At 56.8% G+C, this 23,985-nt stretch carries 20 protein-coding genes; 11 read left to right on the top strand and 9 right to left on the bottom strand.

From position 1 onward, the window contains the following. Positions 1–9: 9 nt before the first annotated feature. The 3 genes from fhuA to hrpB all read right to left on the bottom strand — a co-directional run bounded on the left by fhuA (position 10) and on the right by hrpB (position 7,638). The gene (gene fhuA, locus FOY96_RS17755; protein WP_033144662.1) at positions 10–2,259 is read right to left on the bottom strand and encodes a ferrichrome porin FhuA; all 2,250 of its coding nucleotides are present in this window, start codon (positions 2,257–2,259) and stop codon (positions 10–12) included. A 235-nt stretch (positions 2,260–2,494) separates the two neighbouring features. Then, complete coding sequence (gene mrcB / locus FOY96_RS17760; RefSeq protein ID WP_029741214.1) at positions 2,495–5,020, bottom strand: bifunctional glycosyl transferase/transpeptidase; 2,526 nt, start codon at positions 5,018–5,020, stop codon at positions 2,495–2,497. A gap of 188 nt (positions 5,021–5,208) precedes the next feature. Further along, positions 5,209–7,638: an ATP-dependent helicase HrpB gene (gene hrpB / locus FOY96_RS17765; protein WP_143347517.1), complete on the bottom strand. Its 2,430-nt coding sequence runs from the start codon at positions 7,636–7,638 to the stop codon at positions 5,209–5,211. A gap of 73 nt (positions 7,639–7,711) precedes the next feature. Here hrpB and thpR point away from each other — a divergent pair, with 73 nt between their 5' ends. The 9 genes from thpR (at position 7,712) to panD (ending at position 14,650) form a co-directional block, all read left to right on the top strand. After that, positions 7,712–8,266 carry an RNA 2',3'-cyclic phosphodiesterase gene (thpR, locus tag FOY96_RS17770; protein ID WP_033144659.1) on the top strand — a complete coding sequence of 185 codons (555 nt, stop codon included), beginning with the start codon at positions 7,712–7,714 and terminating at the stop codon, positions 8,264–8,266. Next, entirely contained in the window at positions 8,256–8,960 is a 705-nt protein-coding gene (gene sfsA / locus FOY96_RS17775) for a DNA/RNA nuclease SfsA (RefSeq protein WP_039260626.1), read from the top strand. Before thpR ends, sfsA begins: the two co-directional genes overlap by 11 nt. A gap of 176 nt (positions 8,961–9,136) precedes the next feature. After that, positions 9,137–9,592, top strand: coding sequence for an RNA polymerase-binding protein DksA (gene dksA / locus FOY96_RS17780; RefSeq protein ID WP_001155232.1), 456 nt, complete (start codon positions 9,137–9,139; stop codon positions 9,590–9,592). Between the two features lie 59 nt (positions 9,593–9,651). Next, entirely contained in the window at positions 9,652–10,542 is an 891-nt protein-coding gene (gene gluQRS, locus FOY96_RS17785) for a tRNA glutamyl-Q(34) synthetase GluQRS (protein WP_143347518.1), read from the top strand. Between the two features lie 42 nt (positions 10,543–10,584). Next, complete coding sequence (pcnB, locus tag FOY96_RS17790) at positions 10,585–11,982, top strand: polynucleotide adenylyltransferase PcnB (protein ID WP_072162357.1); 1,398 nt, start codon at positions 10,585–10,587, stop codon at positions 11,980–11,982. Further along, positions 11,979–12,458 carry a 2-amino-4-hydroxy-6-hydroxymethyldihydropteridine diphosphokinase gene (gene folK, locus FOY96_RS17795; protein ID WP_143347519.1) on the top strand — a complete coding sequence of 160 codons (480 nt, stop codon included), beginning with the start codon at positions 11,979–11,981 and terminating at the stop codon, positions 12,456–12,458. Before pcnB ends, folK begins: the two co-directional genes overlap by 4 nt. 123 nt (positions 12,459–12,581) lie before the next feature. Next, positions 12,582–13,373: a 3-methyl-2-oxobutanoate hydroxymethyltransferase gene (gene panB, locus FOY96_RS17800; protein ID WP_014882600.1), complete on the top strand. Its 792-nt coding sequence runs from the start codon at positions 12,582–12,584 to the stop codon at positions 13,371–13,373. An 11-nt stretch (positions 13,374–13,384) separates the two neighbouring features. Further along, positions 13,385–14,236, top strand: coding sequence for a pantoate--beta-alanine ligase (gene panC / locus FOY96_RS17805; protein ID WP_023310431.1), 852 nt, complete (start codon positions 13,385–13,387; stop codon positions 14,234–14,236). Positions 14,237–14,269: 33 nt separating this feature from the next. Further along, the gene (panD, locus tag FOY96_RS17810) at positions 14,270–14,650 is read left to right on the top strand and encodes an aspartate 1-decarboxylase (protein ID WP_006810068.1); all 381 of its coding nucleotides are present in this window, start codon (positions 14,270–14,272) and stop codon (positions 14,648–14,650) included. 3 nt (positions 14,651–14,653) lie between these two features. On the opposite strand, the gene FOY96_RS17815 is transcribed toward panD, so the two are convergent. The 4 genes from FOY96_RS17815 to FOY96_RS17830 form a co-directional block, all read right to left on the bottom strand. After that, on the bottom strand, positions 14,654–15,901 hold the full coding sequence (locus FOY96_RS17815; RefSeq protein WP_143347520.1) for a polysaccharide deacetylase family protein: 1,248 nt from the start codon (positions 15,899–15,901) through the stop codon (positions 14,654–14,656). Between the two features lie 62 nt (positions 15,902–15,963). Continuing rightward, a complete protein-coding gene (locus FOY96_RS17820) occupies positions 15,964–16,404 on the bottom strand; it encodes a PTS sugar transporter subunit IIA (protein WP_023310429.1) in 441 nt (146 codons plus the stop codon). Between the two features lie 104 nt (positions 16,405–16,508). After that, positions 16,509–17,279 carry an ABC transporter permease gene (locus FOY96_RS17825; RefSeq protein WP_023310428.1) on the bottom strand — a complete coding sequence of 257 codons (771 nt, stop codon included), beginning with the start codon at positions 17,277–17,279 and terminating at the stop codon, positions 16,509–16,511. Next, on the bottom strand, positions 17,276–18,202 hold the full coding sequence (locus FOY96_RS17830; RefSeq protein WP_032660633.1) for an ABC transporter ATP-binding protein: 927 nt from the start codon (positions 18,200–18,202) through the stop codon (positions 17,276–17,278). The genes FOY96_RS17825 and FOY96_RS17830 overlap by 4 nt, the downstream gene beginning before the upstream one ends. Before the next feature lie 107 nt (positions 18,203–18,309). Between FOY96_RS17830 and can the strand changes: the two genes are divergently transcribed. Next, positions 18,310–18,972: a carbonate dehydratase gene (gene can / locus FOY96_RS17835; RefSeq protein WP_008501947.1), complete on the top strand. Its 663-nt coding sequence runs from the start codon at positions 18,310–18,312 to the stop codon at positions 18,970–18,972. A 61-nt stretch (positions 18,973–19,033) separates the two neighbouring features. On the opposite strand, the gene hpt is transcribed toward can, so the two are convergent. After that, complete coding sequence (gene hpt / locus FOY96_RS17840) at positions 19,034–19,570, bottom strand: hypoxanthine phosphoribosyltransferase (RefSeq protein WP_008501948.1); 537 nt, start codon at positions 19,568–19,570, stop codon at positions 19,034–19,036. Positions 19,571–19,778: 208 nt separating this feature from the next. Between hpt and FOY96_RS17845 the strand changes: the two genes are divergently transcribed. Continuing rightward, positions 19,779–22,169 (top strand): glucose/quinate/shikimate family membrane-bound PQQ-dependent dehydrogenase, encoded by a 2,391-nt coding sequence (locus FOY96_RS17845; RefSeq protein ID WP_033144652.1) that lies wholly within the window; start codon positions 19,779–19,781, stop codon positions 22,167–22,169. A 132-nt stretch (positions 22,170–22,301) separates the two neighbouring features. Here the strand turns inward: FOY96_RS17845 and cueO are convergent, their stop codons facing one another. Next, positions 22,302–23,870, bottom strand: coding sequence for a multicopper oxidase CueO (cueO, locus tag FOY96_RS17850; protein ID WP_143347521.1), 1,569 nt, complete (start codon positions 23,868–23,870; stop codon positions 22,302–22,304). Positions 23,871–23,985: the final 115 nt, after the last annotated feature.

Below are 23,985 nucleotides of genomic sequence, written 5' to 3' on the forward strand. Positions count from 1 at the left end.
GAAGAGAGATTAGAAGCGGAAGGTCGCGGTGGCAACAACCTGACGTTCAGCACCCCAGAAGCAGCCGTAGGTATTGAAGCAGCTGGCAACGTACTCACGATCGAACAGGTTGTTCACGTGCAGCGCCACGTTTGAGCCCGCCATGCCAACGCGTGCCAGATCGTATCTGACCAGCGCATCGACAACGGTATAGCTGCCCACCTTGAAGGAGTTCGCCGGATCGCCATAGCTTGAGCCCGTGTAACGCACGCCGGTACCCAGCGTCAGACCCGACAGCGCACCGTCAAACAGGGTGTAATCGCCCCACAACGATGCCATGTGTTTTGGCACCTGAGCAGGCGTGTTGCCTTTGTAGGTGGTGTCCGTGGTGTATTCCGCATCGGTATAGGTATAAGAACCCACCAGGTTGACGCTTGCAGACAGGGCCGCTTTCGCTTCCAGTTCTACGCCACGCGCGCGGATTTCACCGCCCTGAACCGAGAAGAAGGAGCCCGCCGGGTCCGCCATCAGGTTGTTGGTTTTGGTCAGCTGGTACAACGCACCGGTGACGACGATCGGACGATCGTTCGGCACGTATTTCACGCCCGCTTCGTACTGTTTGCCTTTAGACGGGGAGAACAGCTTGCCCTGGGCATCGGTCTGCGAAGCCGGTTCAAACGATTCGCTGTAGCTAAAGTACGGAGTTACACCGTTATCAAACAGATAGTTAACGCCACCGCGCCAGGTGAACTGGGTATCATCACGTTTGGAGGTGGTGTTCGTCACGCGGTTGTAGGATTCCTGATCGGCCCAGTCATAACGGCCGCCCAGGGTTACCAGCACTTTATCCCACTGCGCCTGATCCTGAACGTACAGCCCCGTCTGTTTCTGACGGTTGAGGATCTGATATGGGCCGGAGGTCGCGGGATCTTTTGAGCCGAAATCAAAATCGCTGTTCACCGGGTTGTAGAGATCCAGCAGCGGAACAGAGTCGTCGTAACCGAACCAGGAGTTGATGTCATTCCGCATGCGCATAAAGTCAACGCCGGTCAGCAGGACGTGGTCCACCTCGCCGGTTGAGAATTTGCTCTGCAGCTGGGTATCAACGGTAAAGTTCTGCAGCTTTTCGTTATCGACAACGTATTTACGCGCCAGATAATGGCCTTTGTCCGATGGCGCTAACGCGGCACACTGTTTGTTGCCGCTGTTTGCCGGATCGGTACAGACGCCATAACCATATACGCTGTTTTGCGAGGTTTTGTTCTCGGCAAAGCGCAGGTTCTGACGCACGGTAAAGGTATCGTTGAACTCGTGGTCGAAGCTATATCCCACCATTTTCTGGTTACGGGAATAGGTATTGTTCTTCGCGCCTTCGTTGAAGTTCGTCGGCAGACGATCGCCGTTCGGCAGCGGCTCAACCGTTCCCTCTTTTGGCAGCCAGCCGTAGTAGCCCGTTTCAGGCTCGTTCTGGAAGTAGGAGAGGAACGTGAAGGTGGTTTTATCATCCGGACGCCAGGAGAACGATGGCGCGATGGCGTAACGCTGCTCTTCCGCACGCTCCTGCTGAGCGTTATTAGAACGCGCAACGCCCGTTAAGCGATAAGAGTAAACGCCGTCGTCGTCGATCGCATCGCTAAAGTCAAACCCGGTCTGGAACAGGCTATCCGTGCCGACTTTGAACTGGATCTCTTTCAGCGGCTCGGTTGTTGGGCGCTTACTGACCATGTTCAGCAAACCGCCCGGGCTGCTTTTGCCGTACAGAACGGAAACCGGACCGCGCATGATTTCGGCGCGCTCCAGCATATAAGGATCAATCACCGCGTCGTTATAGAAGTTCCCCTGCATTTTCATGCCGTCGAGGTAGTTATTCTGCGTCTGGCCATCGGCCGCGAAGCCGCGGATGATCAAATAGTCATAGGTGTTAGACGCGCCGCGCGTGCCTACCGCAACGCCCGGCGTGTAGCTCAGGGCTTCTTTCACCGAGCGCGGCTGATGCAGCGCCATCTCTTCGGCAGTGACTACCGAAATAGACTGCGGAACCTTTTGAATAGGGGTATCCGTTTTGGTTCCGGTCGCGGATTGCCGTGCGGCGATGGTCGCAGCAGGCCCCCAGGCACTTTCCTGTGCCGCAGGTGCTGCGGTAACCGTAATGGTTTCTTCTTTTTTCGGGGTTTCGGCCGCGTGAGCATAAGCAGACATGCCGGCAACCGCTGTGGCGACGACGACCGCGAGCTTACGCAGCGACGTGTTCATTGGCTGAGCAGTATTGGAAAGCGCCATGTTGAATCTCTGATGTGAAAGTGAATGATAACGTAAACGAGAATTATTATTATGAGCGCCAGAATAATATGCGAAACGCTGGTTGCATAGCAAGCAGTAAGCGGCCCTATGAGAATTAAGGGTTTAAGAAATCATCAAGAGAAAACGAAGGGTTAATCAGAGTTAAAGCGAGGGTTAACGAAATGAGGTTTACGGGTAAAAAAAGCCCCCTTCCAGGGAAGAGGGCTTTAAAAGGTTAGTTACCGCCGAACATGTCTTTAATCCAGCCCGCGACACCGTCGCTGTCTTTCTTCTCATTCTGCTGCTGCGGCTGTTGCTGCTGCGGCTGCTGTGGCTGAGAAGACTGGTCGAACGGGTTACCCGTTGGCTGTTCTGGCTGGCTTTGCTGGCACAGCGAGTCCGGGTTTGCGGTCCAGACAGGCAGCGTACGCATCCCGCCGCCGCAGACGAAGTTACCGGAGCTGTCAACGCCCATATCGACGATATCTTCCGGCGCAACCAGATTCAGCGGCACAGGAGACTGATTTGCCAGATAGCGCTGGTAAATCGACATCGCCCCGCTCGCCCCGTACAGTTTGGTCGGCTGGTTGTTGTCGCGGCCTACCCAGGTGATCACCACTTCACGGCCATCAATACCGGCGAACCAGGTATCGACGTTGTTGTTGGTGGTCCCGGTTTTACCCGCCAGATGCAGACCCGGATACTTCGCGCCCAGCTGACGGCCGGTACCGCGCTGCACGACCTGCTGCATCGTCCACAGCGTCATATAGGCGGCCTGAGCGGGAACGGCACGCTCCGCCTGCGGGAAGCTCTGATACAGCACGGAACCATCTTCGGCAATCACTGAGCGCAGGGCAGACAGCGGCGCGCGGTTGCCCCCGCTGGCAATGGTCTGGAACGCCTGCGCCACTTCGATCGGCGTCAGGTTAAGCGCGCCGAGGATCATCGCCGGCACCGGGTGCAGCTGATCTTTCGACACGCCCAATTTTTGCCAGGTATCGACAATCGCCGGCAGTCCCAGCGACATGCCCAGGTTCACCGTTGGCACGTTCATGGAACGGGTCAACGCATCCACCAGCATGACCTGGCCGCTGAACTGTTTATCATCGTTCTGCGGTGACCAGACCTGGCCGTTAGGCTGGCGCAGGGAGATCGGCGCATCCGCAATCCAGGTATTCAGGCGATACTGATTTGGCTGGCTCAGGGCTGTGAGGTAGGTTGCCGGTTTTGCCAGAGAGCCGATTGAGCGACGCGCCTGCATCGCACGGTTGTAGCCCGCAAACTGCGGCTCGGCCCCGCCCACCATCGCGCGCACTTCGCCGGTGTTACGGTCAACCACCACCATCGCGGTTTCCAGATCGGAGAGCTTACGCTGTTTCTTCAGTGCCGGAATGCCTTCCACCGCCGCTTTTTCGGCCGCATCCTGCGCCACGGAGTCAAAGGTGGTGAAGATCTTCACGCCGGAGAGATCTTTGACCTTATCACCGAGCTTGCTTTGCAGCTCCTGACGCACCAGCTGCATAAACGCAGGCTGAGGCGAAATCACGCCGCCGCGCGGCTGAACGCCCAGCGGACGCGCGCTCAGCATGTCGTACAGCTCCTGGTCAATCACCTGCTGCTGTTGCAGCAGACGCAGAACGAGGTTACGACGCTCCAGCGCCAGTTTCGGGTTACGCCACGGGTTATAAATGGACGCCCCTTTCACCATGCCCACCAGCAGCGCCTGCTGGTCCAGGCTCAGCTCTTCTACCGGGCGACCAAAGTAGTACAGGCTCGCCAGCGGGAAGCCGCGGATTTCGTTATCGCCGCTCTGACCGAGGTACACCTCGTTCATGTACAGCTCAAGGATACGATCCTTGCTGTAGCGCGCATCCATCAGCACGGCCATGTAGGCTTCGTTCGCTTTACGCCAGTAAGAGCGTTCGCTGGAGAGGAACAGGTTTTTCACCAGCTGCTGGGTCAGCGTACTCGCTCCCTGCACGGTGCGACCGGCAGTCAGGTTAGCCAGTACCGCACGGCCAATCGAGTAGAGGCTGATGCCATCGTGCTCGTAGAAGTGACGGTCTTCGGTTGCCAGCAGCGTATCAACCAGCAGATCCGGGAAGCCGTTACGCGCCACGAACAGGCGCTGCTCGCCGTTTGCTGACGAAAGCATGGTGATCAGACGCGGATCGAGACGGAAGAAACCGAACTGACGGTTGTTATCCATGTTCTCGATGGTGTCCAGACGATCGCCGTCAAAGGTCAGACGCGCGCGCACCTGCCCCTCTTTGCTGTCCGGGAAATCAAACGGACGACGAATCATCTCAATGCTGTTGGACTGCACGGTAAATTCGCCAGGCCGCGTCATTTTTGACACCTGACGATACTGGGTGGCTTCCAGCAGTTTAACCATCTCGTTTTTGGTGATGGACATATCTGGCTCAAGGTTCACCATACGGCCATACACTGCCGCAGGGAGCTGCCAGACTTTACCGTCGATACGGCTACGGATCTTCTGATCCAGATACACGCCGTAAATCGCCATCAGGACAACAAAAACAATAAACAGCTTCAGCAGCAGCCAGAACCAGCCGCGCTTGCCCCGAGGCTTACGCCCTTTGCCTTTTCCATTACGCGGCATCGGTTCTTCATCCTCATAATCGTCTTCATAGTCATCGTCATAGTCCTCATCTCTGAGGCGACGACGGCTTACCTTTTCTTTCGCCGGACGCGTTGGTTTTCCCTTACGTCCTATTGGCTCGCGGTCATTCCCCGCCATGCTTTTTCTCCGCAACTTTCAGGCGCAAAGGCCAGATTTTCTTTTCTTTCACAGGCCTGTGAAAGAAGAAATCTCTCAAAATAAACAGCAAGACTTTCCTGTCAGGAAAGTCTTTAGTGTTTTCTCCCTCTCCCCGTGGGAGAGGGCCGGGGTGAGGGCATCAGGCCGCACTCCCTCTTTCACCTAACCTACGAATATTTCTTCGTTCGCCGCGTCGGCGCCGTATTCGCCGGATCGTCCGGCCAGACATGTTTGGGATATCGCCCCTTCATCTCTTTCTGCACTTCACGGTAGCTTCCCGCCCAGAACGCTCCCAAATCTCGGGTGATTTGTAATGGACGATGCGCAGGCGACAGCAGCTCAAGCACTAACGGCACACGCCCTTCCGCAATGGACGGCGTGGTGGCTTCACCAAACATCTCCTGCATCCGAACCGCCAGCGCCGGCGGATTATCCTCATGATAACGGATGGCAATCCGGCTTCCGGTCGGCACAGTGTAATGCCCTGGCAGTTCACTATCCAGACGTTGACGTAATGACCAGTCCAGTAAATTCTGTAACGCGGTCTTAACATCAAGCGCCTTAAGGGCTCGCAGAGAGTGTACGCCGCTCATTTGCGGCAGTAGCCAGCGCTCAAGCGTAGCGAGCAGCGTCTCGTCATCCACCGCAGGCCAACCGTATTCCGGTAGCCACTTCGCGGCGCAGTGCAGACGAATGCGGTACTGCTCCGCTTCCGGCGTCCAGTTCAGGGCGCTCAGCCCTTTTTCCCGAATTCCGTTCAGCATCGCCTGATGAAGCTCGTCTTCCGACGGCTTCGCCAGCGGCTTCGTCCCAAGCGTCAACTTGCCAATCTGGCTGCGACGAAAGGCCTTCAGCGTGCCCTGGGCGTCATCCCATTCCACGGTATCAGATTGCTGAAGCAGCTGCGGACAGGCACGCGTCAGGGCGTCAATCTCTACGGCAATCGCCAGCAGGATACGCGCATCCGGAGAATGGCTGCCCTGCAGCAACAGCGGGGCGATCAGCCATTCGTGACGCGTCAGCGCATCATCGCTGTCCAGCATCGCCCCCATGCCGTTTGCCAGCTGGTAGCGACCGTCCAGCCCGCGCCGACGCGCAATCCTGTCCGGGAAAGCCTGGGCCAGCAGGAAGGCAATCTTGTCGCTGTCAGGCGCACCTCCCCGGCTATTCAGGCGTTTACTCAGCTGCTGCCCCCGCTGCTGCCAGTTCCCCTGGCTGCGCGAAAACGCCTGCCCCAGATCGCTGCTGCCACCGCGAGGCGGCTCCTCAAGAATAGCCGCCAGTTTTGCCGCCGTGGCAATTTCATCATCCCCTTGCGCGGCCACCAGCATCGCGGCCAGACGCGGATCGTTGCCCAGCGCCGCCATTTTCTGGCCGCGCGCCGTCAGACGCTCGCCTTCCAGCGCGCCAAGCTGGGTCAGCAACGTGCGCGCAGCGGTGAGGTTTACGACAGGAGGTGGATTAAGCCAGGTGAGCTGCTCAGGGTTCGGACAGCCCCACTGGAGCAGGTCCATCACCAGACCAGACAAATCGCTTTGTAAAATTTCCGGCGTGCTTTGCTGTGCAGCGCGTTCAGCCTGCTCCGCGCTGGTCAAATGCAGGCAGATGCCCGGCTCAAGACGCCCCGCACGGCCCGCGCGCTGCACCATCGACGCCTGGCTGATGCGCTGCGTCAGGAGTTTAGTCAGCCCGGTACGAGGGTCAAAGCTTGCCACTCTCTCCTGCGCGCTATCCACCACCAGGCGAATCCCTTCAATGGTCAAACTGGTTTCAGCAATGTTGGTTGCCAGCACCACCTTGCGCTGCCCCGCCGGTGCGGGAAGAATCGCTTTACGCTGATCCTGCAGCGACAACGCGCCGTAGAGCGGGCAAAGCAGCACGTCGGCGCCTGCGCGGGTAGAAAGCTGCTCCTGCACGCGCTGAATTTCGCCCACGCCCGGCAAAAACAGCAGCAGGGAACCGGCTTCCTGGCGCAGCAGCTCAGCGGTGGCAATGGCGACGGCCTCGTCAAAACGCTGGTGGGAGGGAAGCGGCTGATAGCGGCGTTCAACCGGAAACGCCCGCCCTTCCGAGCTGATGACCGGCGCATCGGGTAATGCCTGTCGTAGCCGCTCGTTATCCAGCGTGGCCGACATAATAAGCAGCCGGAGATCGTCGCGTAGCCCCTGCTGCACGTCCAGCAACAGCGCGAGGGCCAGATCCGCCTGCAGGCTGCGCTCGTGGAATTCATCGAGGATCACCAGCCCGACGCCGGTCAGCTCCGGATCGTTTTGCAGCATGCGGGTGAGAATACCCTCGGTGACCACTTCAAGACGCGTGGTCGGGCCAATGCAGGTCTCGGCACGCATCCTGTAACCTACCGTTTCGCCCGGTTTTTCATTCAGCAGCTCCGCCAGACGCTGCGCCACGTTGCGCGCGGCCAGCCTGCGCGGCTCCAGCAGGATAATTTTCCCGCGGATATTTCCGTCTTTCAGAATCTGCAGCGGCAGCCAGGTGGACTTGCCCGCGCCCGTAGGGGCATTCAGCAAAACCTGCGGGGCATGGAATAAGGCAGCGAGAAGCTCAGGAAGAATGACGGCGACCGGCAATGAGGACACTAACAGCTCCAGAGGGTTAACATTAGTCGGCGTACATTGTAGCATCGGCGCATATCATTACCGAGTCCTCCGTATGCCTGAGTCGAAACGGCTGTTTTTTGCCATTGAATTGCCCACCACCATACAGCGTCAAATTGTTCGCTGGCGCGCCGATTGCTTTTCGCCGGAAGCGGGCCGCCCTGTCGCGGCGGCCAACCTGCACCTGACGCTGGCCTTTTTGGGCGACGTCAGTGCCGAAAAACAGCGGGCGTTAGCCGCAATGGCCGGGCGTATTGCCCAGCCGGAATTTACGCTGCACCTCGACGACGCGGGCCAGTGGCCGCGTTCGCGCGTGGTGTGGCTGGGAACGCGCCAGCCGCCGCGCGGATTATTGCAGCTGGCGAATATGCTGCGCGCCCAGGCGGCGCGCAGCGGCTGTTATCAGAGCCCACAGCCGTTTCATCCACATATCACGCTGTTGCGCGATGCCGGTCAGGCCGTTGCCATCCCGCCGCCGGGTTTTCACTGGGCCTTTCCGGTCAACGCATTCGCGCTTTACGAATCCGTCTTTGCACAGGGACGCACCCGCTATACGCCGCTACAGCGCTGGACGCTGGGCAACACTGAAAGGAATTCTGATGAAGTTTAGTCCTCCCCTGCAGCACGCTACGCTTATCCAGCGCTACAAACGCTTCCTCGCCGACGTGATCACCCCCGAGGGGGTTCAGCTCACCCTGCACTGCCCCAATACCGGCGCCATGACGGGGTGTGCGACGCCGGGTGACAGGGTCTGGTATTCCACTTCAGAAAATAGTAAACGCAAATATGCCCATACCTGGGAAGTGACCGAAACCCAAAACGGGGCATTTATTTGCGTTAATACCCAGCGCGCAAATCAGCTGGTTAAGGAAGCGCTGACCCTTGGCGCCATTCCCGAACTGGTGGGATATGGCACGCATAAAAGTGAAGTGAAATATGGCGATGAAGGCAGCAGAATTGACTTCATGTTACAGGCGGAAGACAGGCCCGAGTGCTATATTGAAGTAAAATCAGTGACGTTAGCGGAACAGGAAAATGGCTACTTCCCGGATGCGGTAACGCTGCGTGGCCAGAAGCATCTGCGAGAGCTAATGAGTGTTGCGGCGGCGGGCAAACGCGCCGTATTGCTGTTCGCGGTGTTGCATTCAGCCATTGAACGTTTCTCCCCTGCCCGCCATATTGATCCTAAATACGCGCAATTGTTGAATGAGGCACAAAAGCAGGGGGTAGAGGTTTTCGCTTATAAAGCGGAACTTTCTGCCGATAATATGACTCTGAGATCCTCTCTTCCCATTGTCTTGTAAGGGATTAGACGATTGTCGAATAAGTGTTCTGGCCGCGTGCGCAAATACGCTTTTCCTCACAGGCTTGTCAAGTGTTACGTTTAGATAATTGCCTTACGGAAAAGCATCTGCTATTTATAGCGACCTGATTTTTCCCCCAACACGGGGATCGATAGTGCGTGTTAAGGAGAAGCAACATGCAAGAAGGGCAAAACCGTAAAACATCGTCCCTGAGTATTCTCGCCATCGCTGGGGTGGAGCCGTATCAAGAGAAGCCGGGCGAAGAGTATATGAACGAAGCCCAGCTGTCGCACTTCAAGCGTATTCTTGAAGCATGGCGTAATCAACTCAGGGATGAAGTCGATCGCACCGTTACTCATATGCAGGATGAAGCTGCCAACTTCCCGGATCCGGTAGACCGTGCCGCTCAGGAAGAAGAGTTCAGCCTCGAACTGCGTAACCGTGACCGCGAACGCAAACTGATCAAAAAGATCGAGAAAACGCTGAAAAAAGTCGAAGACGAAGATTTTGGCTACTGCGAATCCTGCGGTGTTGAAATCGGTATTCGTCGCCTGGAAGCGCGTCCAACCGCCGATCTGTGCATCGACTGTAAAACGCTGGCCGAAATCCGCGAAAAACAGATGGCCGGTTAATACCAGCGCTGTTTACACACTCCAAAGGCGGGAGTCTCTCCCGCCTTGTTACTGTTGATATGTCTGAATCACACTATATTGGGCGCTTCGCGCCATCTCCTTCCGGTGAATTACACTTCGGCTCATTGATTGCCGCGCTCGGCAGCTACCTGCAGGCTCGCGCCCGCCTGGGAAAATGGCTCGTACGCATTGAAGATATTGACCCTCCTCGTGAAGTTCCCGGTGCTGCAGACACTATTCTGCGTCAGCTGGAACATTACGGTCTTCACTGGGATGACGAGGTGCTCTGGCAGTCAAAACGTCACGATGCCTATCGGGAACGTCTGGCCTGGCTTCGCGATCGGGGGCTTTCCTATAACTGCACCTGCACCCGCGCGCGTATCCAGAGCGTGGGTGGCGTCTATGACGGCCACTGCCGCACGCTTAATCTTCCCCCGGAAAATGCCGCCGTACGTATAAAGCAGCGCTCCCCGGTGACGCGCTTTACCGATCTCCTCTCCGGTGAGATTCATGCCGATGAACGTCTGGCGCGTGAGGATTTTATTATTCACCGCCGTGACGGCCTTTTCGCCTATAACCTGGCGGTGGTCGTCGACGATCGTTTTCAGGGCGTGACGGAAATTGTGCGCGGGGCGGATCTGGTCGAACCGACCGTGCGACAAATATCGCTGTATCGCCAGTTTGGCTGGACGGCCCCGGACTACATTCATCTGCCGCTGGCGGTCAATGCGCAGGGCTTTAAATTGTCAAAGCAGAACCACGCCCCGGCCCTGCCAGACGGCGATCCGCGTCCTGTTTTGATCGACGCGCTGCGATTTCTCAACCAGAATGTAACCAACGAATGGCAGGATCAGCGTATTGACGAACTGCTGAAAATGGCCGTTGCCAACTGGACGCTCGCGGCAGTGCCAAAAATCCAGCATTCTCAAATGCGTTGCGCTGAGCTATGATTAGCCGCTTTTTTCATAACAAAACACACTACGAGGTGTACCATTTTTACCCGAGTCGCTAATTTTTGCCGTAAAGTGCTAAGCCGCGAAGAGAGCATGGCGAACGATGCTATTGCACAGCCACACATGTCGGTTATTCCGCGTGAGCAGCACACTATTTCCCGCAAAGATATCAGTGAAAATGCCCTCAAGGTGCTCTATCGTCTGAATAAAGCGGGCTACGAGGCCTATCTCGTGGGCGGTGGAGTGCGTGATTTACTGCTGGGCAAAAAACCAAAAGATTTCGACGTGACGACCAGCGCCACGCCTGAGCAGGTGCGCAAATTATTCCGCAACTGCCGTCTCGTTGGCCGCCGTTTCCGTCTGGCTCACGTGATGTTTGGCCCGGAAATTATCGAAGTGGCGACCTTCCGCGGCCACCACGAAGCGGGCGCATCCGATCGCACCACGTCACAGCGCGGCCAGAACGGCATGCTGCTGCGCGACAATATCTTCGGCTCTATCGAAGAAGATGCCCAGCGTCGCGACTTCACCATCAACAGCCTTTATTACAGCGTGGCGGATTTCACCGTGCGTGATTACGTCGGCGGCATGCAGGACCTGAAAGAAGGTCTGATCCGTCTGATCGGCACGCCGGAAACGCGCTATCGCGAAGATCCCGTGCGTATGCTGCGCGCCGTGCGTTTCGCCGCCAAGCTCAATATGCGCATCAGCCCGGAAACGGCAGAGCCGATTCCGCGCCTGGCGACGCTGATTAACGACGTGCCGCCTGCCCGCCTGTTTGAAGAGGCGCTGAAGCTGCTGCAGGCCGGCCACGGCTTTGAAACCTACAATCTGCTGCGCGAATACAACCTTTTCCAGCCCCTGTTCCCGACCATTACCCGCTACTTCACCGAAAGCGGTGACAGCCCAATGGAGCGGATGATTGCGCAGGTGCTGAAAAATACCGATACCCGTATTCGCAACGACATGCGCGTCAATCCGGCGTTCCTGTTTGCGGCGATGTTCTGGTATCCGCTGCTGGAAACGGCCCAGCGAATTACCCAGGAGAGCGGGCTTGCCTATTATGACGCCTTCGCGCTGGCCGCAAACGACGTGCTGGACGAAGGGTGCCGTACGCTCGCTATTCCAAAACGCATTACCACGCTGGTGCGCGATATCTGGCAGCTTCAGCTGCGCATGTCCCGTCGTCAGGGCAAACGCGCCTGGAAGCTGATGGAGCATCCAAAATTCCGCGCCGCCTTCGATCTGCTGTCGCTGCGTGCTGAAATTGAACGCAATCAGGAACTGCAGCGCCTGGCGCAGTGGTGGGCCGAATTCCAGGTTTCCGCCCCGCCGGAGCAAAAAGATATGCTCACCGGGCTGGATGAAGAGCCGGAACCGCGTCGCCGCCATCGCCGTCCGCGCAAACGCGCGCCGCGTCGTGAAGGGACAGCATGACCCTCGCGTATATCGCCATCGGCAGCAATTTAGCCTCTCCGCTGGAGCAGGTGAACGCTGCCGTACAGGCGCTGGGGGAGATCCCGCAAAGCAAGATCGTGGCGGTCTCCTCTTTCTACCGCACGCCGCCGCTGGGTCCGCAGGATCAGCCTGATTATCTCAATGCCGCCGTGGTGCTGGAAACTGTCCTTGATGCCGAAACGCTGCTGGATAACACCCAGCGCATCGAACTGCAGCAGGGCCGCGTACGCAAAGCCGAGCGCTGGGGACCGCGCACGCTGGACCTCGACATTATGCTGTTTGGTCACGAAACCATTAACACTGAACGTCTCACCGTTCCGCATTACGACATGAAAAACCGCGGGTTTATGCTCTGGCCGCTGTTTGAAGTGGCCCCCGATCTCATCTTCCCGGATGGCATCCCACTCCGGACCATTCTGGACAACCTCAGCGCGGAAAGACCCGCCCGCTGGTGATCCGGTTCCCCTGCCGATTAACCTCAAAATAATTGTGGCTAATCGGTTACCTAAAATCATTGTTCCCCCGAATGTTACTGTTAGAATGCGCAAAGATTCGCTTTTGGGCTATCAGGAAACAGTATGAAACCAACCACCATCTCCTTACTGCAGAAATGCAAACAGGAAAAAAAACGCTTCGCCACCATCACCGCGTATGACTACAGCTTCGCCAAACTCTTTGCCGAAGAGGGTATCAACGTCATGCTGGTCGGAGATTCGTTAGGGATGACGGTACAAGGACATGATTCCACCCTGCCGGTCACGGTTGAGGATATCGCTTACCACACGCGTGCGGTGCGCCGCGGGGCTCCAGCCTGCCTGCTGCTTTCCGATCTGCCGTTTATGGCCTATGCCACGCCGGAGCAGGCATTCGAAAACGCGGCAGCGGTCATGCGTGCTGGCGCTAACATGGTCAAAATTGAAGGCGGCGCCTGGCTGGTGGATACGGTGAAGATGCTCACCGAGCGCGCCGTGCCGGTGTGCGGCCATTTGGGCCTGACGCCGCAGTCCGTCAACATCTTTGGTGGATATAAAGTGCAGGGCCGCGGTGACGCCGCCCAGACGCTGTTTGATGATGCCCTGGCGCTGGAAGCCGCAGGCGCCCAGCTGCTGGTGCTGGAGTGCGTGCCGGTTGAGCTGGCGAAGCGTATTACTGAAGCCCTGTCGATTCCGGTGATTGGTATTGGCGCAGGCAACGTGACCGACGGTCAGATCCTGGTGATGCACGACGCCTTTGGCATCACCGGCGGGCATATTCCGAAGTTTGCCAAAAATTTCCTCACCGAAGCGGGCGACATGCGCGCTGCGGTCAGGCAGTATATTGCCGACGTTGAATCCGGTGTTTACCCGGGTGAAGAACACAGTTTCCATTAAGGAGTCTCGTTGTGCTAATCATTGAAACCCTGCCGCTGCTGCGCCAGCATATCCGTCGTGCGCGTCAGGAAGGTAAACGTATCGCATTGGTCCCGACCATGGGCAACCTGCATGACGGCCATATGAAGCTGGTTGACGAAGCAAGAGCCCGTGCAGATATCGTGGTGGTCAGTATCTTCGTTAACCCAATGCAGTTTGACCGCGCCGACGATCTGGCACGCTATCCGCGCACCCTGCAGGAAGATTGCGAGAAGCTCAAAAAACGCCATGCGGATATTGTCTTCTCTCCGGCACCGGCGGATGTCTATCCTCAGGGTACCGATGAGGCCACTTACGTTGACGTACCGGGCATTTCCACCATGCTGGAAGGCGCAAGCCGCCCGGGTCATTTCCGCGGCGTATCGACCATCGTCAGCAAGCTGTTCAACCTGGTGCAGCCGGACGTTGCCTGCTTCGGTGAGAAAGATTTCCAGCAGCTGGCGCTGATCCGCAAGATGGTTGCGGATATGGGCTACGATATCGAGATTGTCGGCGTACCGATTGTACGCGCCAAAGACGGTCTGGCGCTCAGCTCGCGAAATGGCTATCTGACCGCGGACCAGCGTAAAATCGCGCCGGGCTTAAGCAAGGTCATGAACACCATGGCAGAACAGCTGCTGGCGAAAGAGTTAACGGCCGAAGAGATTATTGCTCTGGCTGAACAGGCGCTGAACGATAAAGGCTTCCGCGCTGATGATATTCAAATTCGCGATGCCGATACGCTTCTGGAGCTTACACAGACCAGCAAACGTGCGGTCATTCTGGTGGCGGCATGGCTTGGTCAGGCCCGCCTAATCGACAACAAAGTGGTTGAACTGGCGTAGGTTTCTCTACCCGGAAGATGAAAGGTAAACGTAATGATTCGCAAAATGCTGCAAGGTAAGCTTCACCGTGTGAAAGTCACCCAGGCCGACCTGCACTATGAAGGCTCCTGCGCCATCGACCAGGATTTCCTTGATGCTGCGGGCATCCTTGAAAACGAAGCGATTGATATCTGGAACGTTAACAACGGCAAACGTTTCTCAACCTACGCCATCGCCGCCGAGCGCGGGTCTAAAATCATCTCCGTTAACGGCGCGGCAGCGCACTGCGCGGACGTGGGCGATATTGTGATTATCGCCAGCTTCGTGATGATGTCTGATGAAGAAGCGCGCCGCTGGCAGCCGAAAGTTGCCTACTTTGAAGGCGACAACGACATGAAACGTACCGCGAAGGCGATTCCGGTTCAGGTTGCATAAGCACTATCCCTGCGGCTGATTGCTGATCAGCCGCGACATTGTCTCCAGCGAATCCGTTCTTAAGATGTACAGGCGTTTCAGTAAGAACGGATTATCCCCCGGCTTCACCTTCCCTTTCACCGTCGTCACCGCCAGATGGAAACCGGCATCATTCGCCGCCTTTATCGCTTTATTGTCGTAGCCGCCAAACGGATAGGAAAGATAGAGCACGCGTGGATTAAACTGCGCCAGCGCGCGACGCGAGCGTTCAAAATCAAACAAAATCACGTGATAGCTGCGGCTCAGTAAAATCGGGTGCTTATACCCATCCACGCGGTGCAGGAAGTGGGTGTGGGACTGAATATCGAACACATCCTGAATCCCCTTAATCTCCTGCACGCTCATAAACTGCAGCGATTTTGGATCCCACTTCTGCGGATGGCCTTTTATGCGGGAAGAGATAATAAACGCGGTTGCCTTGAAGCCGTACTCTTTCAGCACAGGATAGGCATAGCGGCTGACGGATTTCAGGCCGTCGTCAAAGGTAATCACCACCGATTTTGCAGGCAGGTTCATTTTGTTACGCACGTACCCTTCAAGCTGGTACATCGTCAGGGTGGTATAGCCCTGATCGCGTAACCAGGCCATCTGGTTGTTGAACGCACGTACGCTGGTCGTTGTGGACGTATGTCGAAAGCGCGTGTTTTCTTCATCACGCAAAATATGGTGGTAGGTCAGAACCGGAAGTCCGTTATCTTCCTGCGCGTCCAGGCTGCTGATCCACGCCAGACGATTGCCGATGCGGATCTGGAACCAGGTCTGATTCAGACGGTCTCTCAGTTTATTCAGTATGGGATAGCGCAGATTGGCGCTTAATGTACCGAACGGCGCGCTGCCGCTCGACGGCGCGTTATACACCGGCGTGTCTTTCCAGGTAATGAGGTTCTGATTGCTCAGGGGCTTATTGAGATCCCCAAGGCTGTCCTCGACGCGCTGTTTCCCCTGAACCGGCTCCAGGTGCCCCTTGTCGATAAACCCCGTGCCAAAACCGAAGCGAAATTCGTAGTAGTCCGCCGCCGCGGGCACGACGGCCAGGATCTGCCCGGCGCGGACGTTACCGACGTTGATCACGCTGTTCCCCACCTGCGCCCAGATCGCCGCGTCTTCGGTGGTTTGCATGTACTGGGCAGGCAGCGTTTGCTGACTGAGTAAACTGGCTGAGCTGACGCCGGAAATGAGCATCAATAGCAAGAAAAGAATGCGCGGTAGCATGGTGTCTTAATCGGTGCGGAAAACTGCCGCTATTGTAACAAATGAGACATCAATACCCACGTTTAATTCTTATACAAATCGTGGAGCAGGACGAAGGGAGGATTTTTTTGCTGCTGATGCCACAAGCTGCTGACGCCCGGAACGCCCTGCGCCACGATGGCCTGGCGAAACTCTGCGCTGCTTAAGGATCCACGCTGCGGATACATTAACGCCAGCAGGGAGAGGTTAATACCCGAGATCACTTCACAGCACGCGTGCTTATGGCTCAGCAACGCGGCTGCGCGGTAAGGCGCCGCGCCCGATTTATCGGTAAGAAAAATCACGCCATCCCCGGTGTCCGTTTCATGCAGGGCATCGCACATCATGCGGCTCAGCATGTTGGTGCTCAACCCGCGCCAGTAGTTTACCGCCCGGCATTGCACCAGCGGGCCAAATCTGGCTTCAAGCTTATCCAGCATTTCCTGCGCCTGTTCATCGTGGCAGGTGATAACCCATCCCAGCATAACTCCCTCCTTAGCAGGCAAGTAGTTTAGCGGAGTGAAGGTTAGCTTACGGTGATAACTGTCAAAGAAAGTGCCCGGCAAACAGAGCGTCGCCGGGCAAAAGATTAGCTGCGCAGCCCGCGTCCGCGCTGAATCAGCGACCAGCAGAGCAGGTAGAAGGCGATGATGAACACCACCAGCACCGCCACCGTGGTAAACAGCGGCACATCGGTGATGCCGAGGAAGCCAAAGCGGAACCCGCTGATCATGTAGACAATCGGGTTCAGGTGCGACAGCGCCTGCCAGAACGGTGGCAGCAGCGTCAGGGAGTAGAACACCCCGCCGAGATAGGTCAGCGGCGTCAGCACGAAGGTCGGGATCAGGCTGATGTCGTCAAACGTTTTGGCGAACACGGCGTTCAGCAGACCGGCCAGCGAGAAGAGGATCGCCGTCAGGAGCAGCGTCAGCGCGACAAACAGCCACGAGTGGACCTGGAACGGCACGAAGAACAGCGAAATCGCCGTGACCAGGATCCCCACGCACAGCCCGCGCGCCACGCCGCCGCCAACATAGCCCGCGATAATGACGTGCGTCGGCACAGGCGCGACCAGAAGCTCTTCAATATTGCGCTGGAACTTAGCGCTGAAGAATGACGACGCCACGTTGGCATAGGCGTTGGTGATCACCGCCATCATAATCAGGCCCGGCACGATAAACTGCATATAGGTAAAGCCGTGCATTTCACCAATCCGGGAACCAATCAGGTTACCGAAGATGATGAAATAGAGCGTCATCGTGATGACCGGCGGCACCAGGGTTTGCACCCAGATACGCATAAAGCGGTTGATCTCTTTCGCCCAGATACTTTTCAGCGCGACCCAGTAAAGATGCGTCATGCCTTGTCTCCTTGTTTGTCATGCACCAGAGAGACAAACAGCTCTTCCAGTCGGTTCGCTTTGTTACGCATACTTAAAACCTGAATCCCCTGCGCGCTCAGCTGCGAGAACACGCTGTTAATCCCCTGCTCGCGCAGCACTTCCACTTCCAGCGTCGAGGTATCTACCAGACGATAGTTGTAGCCTTCAAGTTTTGGCAGCGCGCTTTTCGCCGCCAGATCGAGAATGAAGGTTTCGGATTTCAGCTTGGAGAGCAGATTCTTCATCGAGGTGTTTTCCACCAGCTCGCCGTTCTGAATGATGCCGATATTGCGGCACAGCATTTCAGCCTCTTCCAGATAGTGGGTGGTCAGAATAATGGTGGTGCCTTTGTCGTTGAGATCTTTCAGGAAGCCCCACATGGAGCGACGAAGTTCGATATCAACACCCGCTGTCGGTTCATCGAGGATCAGCAGCTTTGGCTCGTGCATCAGCGCACGGGCAATCATCAGGCGGCGCTTCATCCCGCCGGACAACATGCGCGCGCGTTCGTTACGCTTTTCCCACAGATCGAGCTGCTTAAGGTATTTTTCGCTACGCTCCAGGGCCTCTTTACGCTCAACGCCGTAATAGCCCGCCTGGTTAACCACAATCTGCTGCACCGTCTCGAACGGGTTGAAGTTGAACTCCTGCGGAACCAGCCCCAGCTGGCGCTTGGCGTTCACCACGTCTTTTTGCAGGTCGTACCCAAAGACGCTCACCCGGCCGGACGTTTTATTGACCAGCGAGCTGATAATCCCAATGGTGGTCGATTTCCCGGCCCCGTTCGGCCCCAGAAGCGCGTAAAAATCGCCGGCCTCTACTTTCAGATCTATTCCGCGTAGCGCCTGAACGCCACCCGGATAGGTTTTTTTAAGCTGCTCAAGCTCCAGTGCAATTGCCATGAAATTAACTTACCTTCAGTTCTTACACACGTTGTGTGGTTTCATTAAAAGTCGGGTTACCCTATAGTAGCGCAACGCAATAACTCGGTTACAGGTCGCTAACCTCCATGAACAACATAGATACACTCATCAGCAACAATGCACTATGGTCAAAAATGCTGGTGGAGGAAGACCCCGGATTTTTTGGAAAACTCGCGCAGGCTCAGAACCCACGCTTTCTCTGGATTGGATGTTCCGACAGCCGCGTACCGGCGGAGCGCCTGACCGGCCTTGAACCCGGTGAACTGTTTGTTCACCGCAATGTCGCCAATCTCGTGATTCACACCGATCTCAACTGTCTTTCTGTTGTTCAGTATGCCGTGGACGTTCTGCAAGTCGAGCACATCATCATTTGCGGCCATTATGGCTGCGGCGGCGTGCAGGCGGCGGTTGAAAACACGGAACTGGGGCTCATTGATAACTGGCTACTGCACATCCGCGATATCTGGTTCAAACATAGCTCACTGCTGGGCGAAATGCCGCAGGAGCGTCGTATGGATACCCTTTGCGAACTCAACGTGATGGAGCAGGTGTATAACCTGGGCCACTCAACGATCATGCAATCAGCGTGGAAACGCGGGCAGAAGGTCTCTATCCACGGCTGGGCGTACGGGATTCACGATGGCCTGCTGCGCAATCTGGAAGTGACCGCCACCAACCGCGAAACGCTGGAGCAGCGTTACCGTTCGGGGATTGCCAACCTTCAGCTTAAGCATGTAAATCATAAATAAAGCCGGGGATTTTCTCCCTCTCCCTGTGGGAGAGGGCCGGGGTGAGGGCATCAGCCCTCGATTACTCGTCCAGCAATACTACTTTCCCAACATACGGCAGATGACGATAGCGCTGCGCGTAGTCAATGCCGTAACCGACGACGAATTCGTCAGGAATCGAGAAGCCCACGAACTCTACCGGCACCTGCACTTCACGACGGTCGGGTTTGTCCAGCAGCGTACAAATCGCCAGAGATTTTGGCTCGCGCAGGCTCAGGATCTCGCGCACTTTTGACAGCGTGTTGCCGGAGTCGATGATGTCCTCAACGATCAACACATCTTTGCCACGAATATCTTCATCCAGATCTTTCAGGATTTTCACATCACGGGTAGTGGACATGCCGCTGCCGTAGCTGGAGGCGGTCATAAAATCGACCTCATGGGGCACATGCACCTCACGGCACAGGTCTGCCATGAACATGAAAGAGCCGCGCAACAGACCGACCAGCACCATTTCGCTGCCGCTGTCCTTGTAATGTTCGGTGATTTGACGACCCAGTTCGGCGATACGCGCTTTGATCTCGGCTTCCGGGATCATCACTTCAACAGTATGTTTCATATTACTAACCAAATGATTTTAGTGAAAATCTCTCAATACGGATGAGTTAATATCCAGCACTGATACGCAAGCCAGCCATTATATCAGCAAATGGATAAGCCTGGCGTATGAGTTATAAAAAGCAAATATTGTGATTCCGATCACACTTGTTAATACCTATAATTAGTTGCTAGCAAATTATTAACAAAAACTGACGAGTACACTTTCTATGGCTGAAACAAACTCTAAACAGCCGCGTCTACTGGTGACATTAACAGCCGCATTCGCAGCCTTCTGCGCGCTGTATCTGTTAATCGGTGGCGTCTGGCTGGTCGCTTTAGGCGGCTCCTGGTACTACCCGATTGCGGGTCTGGTTATGGTTGGCGTAACCGTCCTGCTGTTGCGTAGAAAACAATCTGCACTGTGGCTGTATGCCGCCCTCCTCCTTGCCACCATGATCTGGGGCGTCTGGGAAGTTGGTTTTGACTTCTGGGCACTGACGCCGCGCAGCGACATCCTGGTCTTCTTCGGTATCTGGCTGATCCTGCCGTTCGTCTGGCGTCGCCTGATTGTGCCTTCCAGCGGTGCTGTGGCGGGCCTGGTTGTTGCCCTGCTGATTACCGGCGGCATTCTGACCTGGGCCGGCTTTAATGACCCGCAGGAAATCAACGGTACGCTGAACGCGGAATCCACGCCTGCGGCAGCTATCTCCCAGGTCGCTGACGGCGACTGGCCAGCGTATGGTCGTAACCAGGAAGGTCAACGTTACTCCCCGCTGAAGCAGATCAACGCGGACAACGTTAAAAACCTGAAGGAAGCCTGGGTATTCCGTACCGGCGATCTGAAGATGCCGAACGATCCGGGTGAACTGACCAACGAAGTCACGCCGATTAAAGTCGGCAATATGCTCTACCTGTGTACGGCGCACCAGCGTCTGTTCGCGCTCGACGCGGCCACCGGTAAAGAGAAATGGCACTTCGATCCGCAGCTGAATTCCAACCCGTCCTTCCAGCACGTCACCTGCCGCGGCGTCTCTTACCACGAAGCGCGTGCCGATAATGCGAGCCCGGAAGTCATTGCCGACTGTCCTCGCCGCATCATGCTGCCGGTGAACGATGGCCGTCTGTTCGCCATCAATGCCGAAACGGGCAAGCTGTGTGAAACCTTTGCCAACAAAGGGATCCTGAACCTGCAGACCAACATGCCGGACACCACGCCGGGTCTGTATGAGCCAACCTCACCGCCAATCATCACCGATAAAACTATCGTGATTGCCGGTTCGGTAACGGATAACTTCTCCACGCGTGAAACCTCCGGCGTAATCCGTGGTTTCGACGTGAACACCGGTAAACTGCTGTGGGCCTTCGACCCGGGCGCGAAAGATCCCAACGCGATCCCGTCGGACGAGCACACCTTTACCTTTAACTCGCCAAACTCCTGGGCACCCGCGGCGTATGACGCGAAGCTGGACCTTGTCTATCTGCCAATGGGTGTGACCACGCCAGATATCTGGGGCGGTAACCGCACGCCGGAGCAGGAGCGTTATGCGAGCGCTATCGTGGCGCTGAACGCGACCACCGGCAAGTTGGCATGGAGCTACCAGACCGTTCACCACGATCTGTGGGATATGGATATGCCGTCCCAGCCGACGCTGGCGGACATTACCGTTGATGGCAAAACCGTTCCGGTGATTTACGCGCCGGCCAAGACGGGCAACATCTTCGTGCTGGATCGCAGCAACGGTAAGCTGGTTGTGCCAGCACCGGAAAAACCGGTTCCGCAGGGCGCGGCGAAAGGCGATTACGTCAGCAAAACCCAGCCGTTCTCTGACCTGAGCTTCCGTCCGAAGAAAGACCTCAGCGGTGCGGACATGTGGGGCGCCACCATGTTTGACCAGCTGGTGTGCCGCGTGATGTTCCACCAGCTGCGCTATGAAGGCATCTTCACGCCGCCGTCTGAGCAGGGCACGCTGGTCTTCCCGGGTAACCTGGGGATGTTCGAGTGGGGCGGGATCTCCGTTGACCCTAACCGTCAGGTGGCGATTGCCAACCCGATGGCGCTGCCGTTCGTTTCCCGCCTGATCCCACGCGGTCCGGGCAACCCAATGGAGCAGCCGAAAGACGCGAAAGGCAGCGGTACCGAAGCCGGCATTCAGCCGCAGTACGGCGTGCCGTTTGGCGTAACGCTGAACCCGTTCCTGTCGCCGTTTGGTCTGCCGTGTAAACAGCCTGCCTGGGGTTATATCTCCGGTCTGGATCTGAAAACTAACCAGATCGTATGGAAAAAACGTATTGGTACGCCACAGGACAGCATGCCGTTCCCGATGCCTGTTCCGGTGCCGTTCAATATGGGTATGCCAATGCTGGGTGGCCCAATCTCCACCGCCGGTAACGTGCTGTTCATCGCGGCAACCGCAGATAACTACCTGCGCGCGTACAACATGACCAACGGTGAAAAACTGTGGCAGGGCCGTCTGCCGGCGGGTGGACAGGCCACGCCGATGACCTATGAAGTGAATGGCAAGCAGTACGTTGTCATCTCAGCGGGTGGTCACGGTTCGTTTGGCACGAAGATGGGCGACTATATCGTCGCGTATGCGTTGCCTGACGAAGGCAAATAAAAGCAAAACGGCAACTTCGGTTGCCGTTTTTGTGTTTGTTCCCTCTCCCTGTGGGAGAGGGTCAGGGTGAGGGCATCAGGCCGCACCTGCGAAATCCAGGCCGGGTAAGGTGAAGCCGCCACCCGGCTTTTTTTATACGGTAAAGCCGAGCATCATCCCCGTATCTTCATGCTCCAGCAGGTGGCAGTGCGCCATATAGGCAAACTCTTTCGGCGCCTCATGGTCAAACTTCACCAGCACCTCGCTGACGCCGCCCTCCACTCTCACCGTATCTTTCCAGCCCGCGCGATGCGCATCCGGCGCTTTACCGTTTTCTGTGAGAATGCGGAACTGTGTGCCGTGGATATGGAACGGATGCAGCATCATATCCCCTTCGCCTGAAATCACCCAGCGCTCAAGCTGACCCTTTGTCGCAGTAAACATCGGCGTATTCATGTCGAACGCTTTACCGTTGATCATGTTGGCGTTGTGGAAATCAAAGCCATGGTCGCCGTGATTCATGTTCCCCATGCCGCCCATTTTGCCGTGGTCCATATTCATGTGGCCCATCATCTGGCCGTGCTGCATCCCCGCCATCGCCTTATCGCCATATTTCGCCATCAGCGCCTGCATGCCCATCATATCGAGCATCGGGTTCATGGAGAGCTGCAGCTTGCGCTGCGTAAGCCCATCCAGCGACGGGAGGGCTGGCAGGGTGGTTAACGTATCAGGCAGCGTGCCGGAAGCGGCCACCAGCAGCGGCTGAATACGCAGCACCGGATGCGGCTTATCAAACGGTGCGACCGCCATCCCCATCTGGCTCACCGGCAGGGTTACGAGGTCAAACGGCTTGCCGTCGCTGATATCCACCAGCACCTCAAAGCGTTCGCCCATGAGCATCGGCAGCTCGCTCACCTTCACCGGCTCCGGCAGCAGCCCGCCGTCGCTGGCGACCACATACAGCGGGCGTTTATCGCTGGCGGCGAAATTCAGCGAGCGCGCGTTACAGCCGTTGAGCAGGCGCAGGCGCAGCCAGCCTTTCGGCGCGGCATGCTGAGGGTAAATGGCTCCGTTGGTCAGCAACGTGTCGCCAAACCAGCCTACCGCCGCGCTCATCACGTCCAGCTGATAGTCAATTTGCCCGTCAGCGTTGAATTTCTTGTCCTGCACAATCACCGGTACGTCGTCAATGCCCCACTGTTTCGGCAGGCGCAGCAGGCGGCTTTCGTCGTCTTCAATCAGCACCAGCCCCGCCAGCCCCATCGCCACCTGATGGCCCGTTTTGCCATGCTGATGCGGATGGAACCAGCAGGTCGCCGCGCGCTGATCGGGCGTAAAGGTCACGCTGCGCGTACCGCCCGCTTTGATGATGCCCTGCGGCCCGCCGTCCACCTCGCCCGGCACTTCCAGCCCGTGCCAGTGCAGCGTCGTCTCTTCGGCGAGCGTGTTGTGGATATCCACCGTCACCGCTTTCCCTTTACGTAGCTGAAGCGCCGGACCGAGCAAATTGCCGTTATAGCCCCATGTCGTGGCGTTGTGCTCGCCGAACGTCGTTTTACCGGCCTGAACCACAAGCTGGATACGGCTGCGGGCGTCAGCGGTCAGTAAGTCAGGGATGGGTAAGGCAGGCCTGTCGGCCGCGAAAACCGCGCGGCTCCAGAGAGGTAATGCGCTGGCAGCCCCCAGCACAGCGGAATATTTTAAAAAATCACGACGTTGCATGTTCATTTCCTTATTTCCAGCAGGCGATCTTTTGAGCATAAACCCTCCCCTTACCGGAAGGTCAAGTAAAGCGGCAATAATAAAGATCGTCGCACCGGCATCAAGTATGCTAACG

Origin of the sequence: Enterobacter asburiae, assembly GCF_007035645.1 — a bacterium.
Classification (GTDB): Bacteria; Pseudomonadota; Gammaproteobacteria; order Enterobacterales; family Enterobacteriaceae; genus Enterobacter; species Enterobacter asburiae_B.

What these genes read in the sequence shown, in the direction of transcription:
- fhuA (WP_033144662.1), bottom strand. Translation starts at nt 2,259, where the DNA reads ATGGCGCTTTCCAATACTGCTCAGCCAATGAACACGTCGCTGCGTAAG.
- mrcB (WP_029741214.1), bottom strand. Translation starts at nt 5,020, where the DNA reads ATGGCGGGGAATGACCGCGAGCCAATAGGACGTAAGGGAAAACCAACG.
- thpR (WP_033144659.1), top strand. Translation starts at nt 7,712, where the DNA reads ATGCCTGAGTCGAAACGGCTGTTTTTTGCCATTGAATTGCCCACCACC.
- sfsA (WP_039260626.1), top strand. Translation starts at nt 8,256, where the DNA reads ATGAAGTTTAGTCCTCCCCTGCAGCACGCTACGCTTATCCAGCGCTAC.
- dksA (WP_001155232.1), top strand. Translation starts at nt 9,137, where the DNA reads ATGCAAGAAGGGCAAAACCGTAAAACATCGTCCCTGAGTATTCTCGCC.
- gluQRS (WP_143347518.1), top strand. Translation starts at nt 9,652, where the DNA reads ATGTCTGAATCACACTATATTGGGCGCTTCGCGCCATCTCCTTCCGGT.
- folK (WP_143347519.1), top strand. Translation starts at nt 11,979, where the DNA reads ATGACCCTCGCGTATATCGCCATCGGCAGCAATTTAGCCTCTCCGCTG.
- panB (WP_014882600.1), top strand. Translation starts at nt 12,582, where the DNA reads ATGAAACCAACCACCATCTCCTTACTGCAGAAATGCAAACAGGAAAAA.
- panD (WP_006810068.1), top strand. Translation starts at nt 14,270, where the DNA reads ATGATTCGCAAAATGCTGCAAGGTAAGCTTCACCGTGTGAAAGTCACC.
- FOY96_RS17815 (WP_143347520.1), bottom strand. Translation starts at nt 15,901, where the DNA reads ATGCTACCGCGCATTCTTTTCTTGCTATTGATGCTCATTTCCGGCGTC.
- FOY96_RS17820 (WP_023310429.1), bottom strand. Translation starts at nt 16,404, where the DNA reads ATGCTGGGATGGGTTATCACCTGCCACGATGAACAGGCGCAGGAAATG.
- FOY96_RS17825 (WP_023310428.1), bottom strand. Translation starts at nt 17,279, where the DNA reads ATGACGCATCTTTACTGGGTCGCGCTGAAAAGTATCTGGGCGAAAGAG.
- FOY96_RS17830 (WP_032660633.1), bottom strand. Translation starts at nt 18,202, where the DNA reads ATGGCAATTGCACTGGAGCTTGAGCAGCTTAAAAAAACCTATCCGGGT.
- can (WP_008501947.1), top strand. Translation starts at nt 18,310, where the DNA reads ATGAACAACATAGATACACTCATCAGCAACAATGCACTATGGTCAAAA.
- hpt (WP_008501948.1), bottom strand. Translation starts at nt 19,570, where the DNA reads ATGAAACATACTGTTGAAGTGATGATCCCGGAAGCCGAGATCAAAGCG.
- FOY96_RS17845 (WP_033144652.1), top strand. Translation starts at nt 19,779, where the DNA reads ATGGCTGAAACAAACTCTAAACAGCCGCGTCTACTGGTGACATTAACA.
- cueO (WP_143347521.1), bottom strand. Translation starts at nt 23,870, where the DNA reads ATGCAACGTCGTGATTTTTTAAAATATTCCGCTGTGCTGGGGGCTGCC.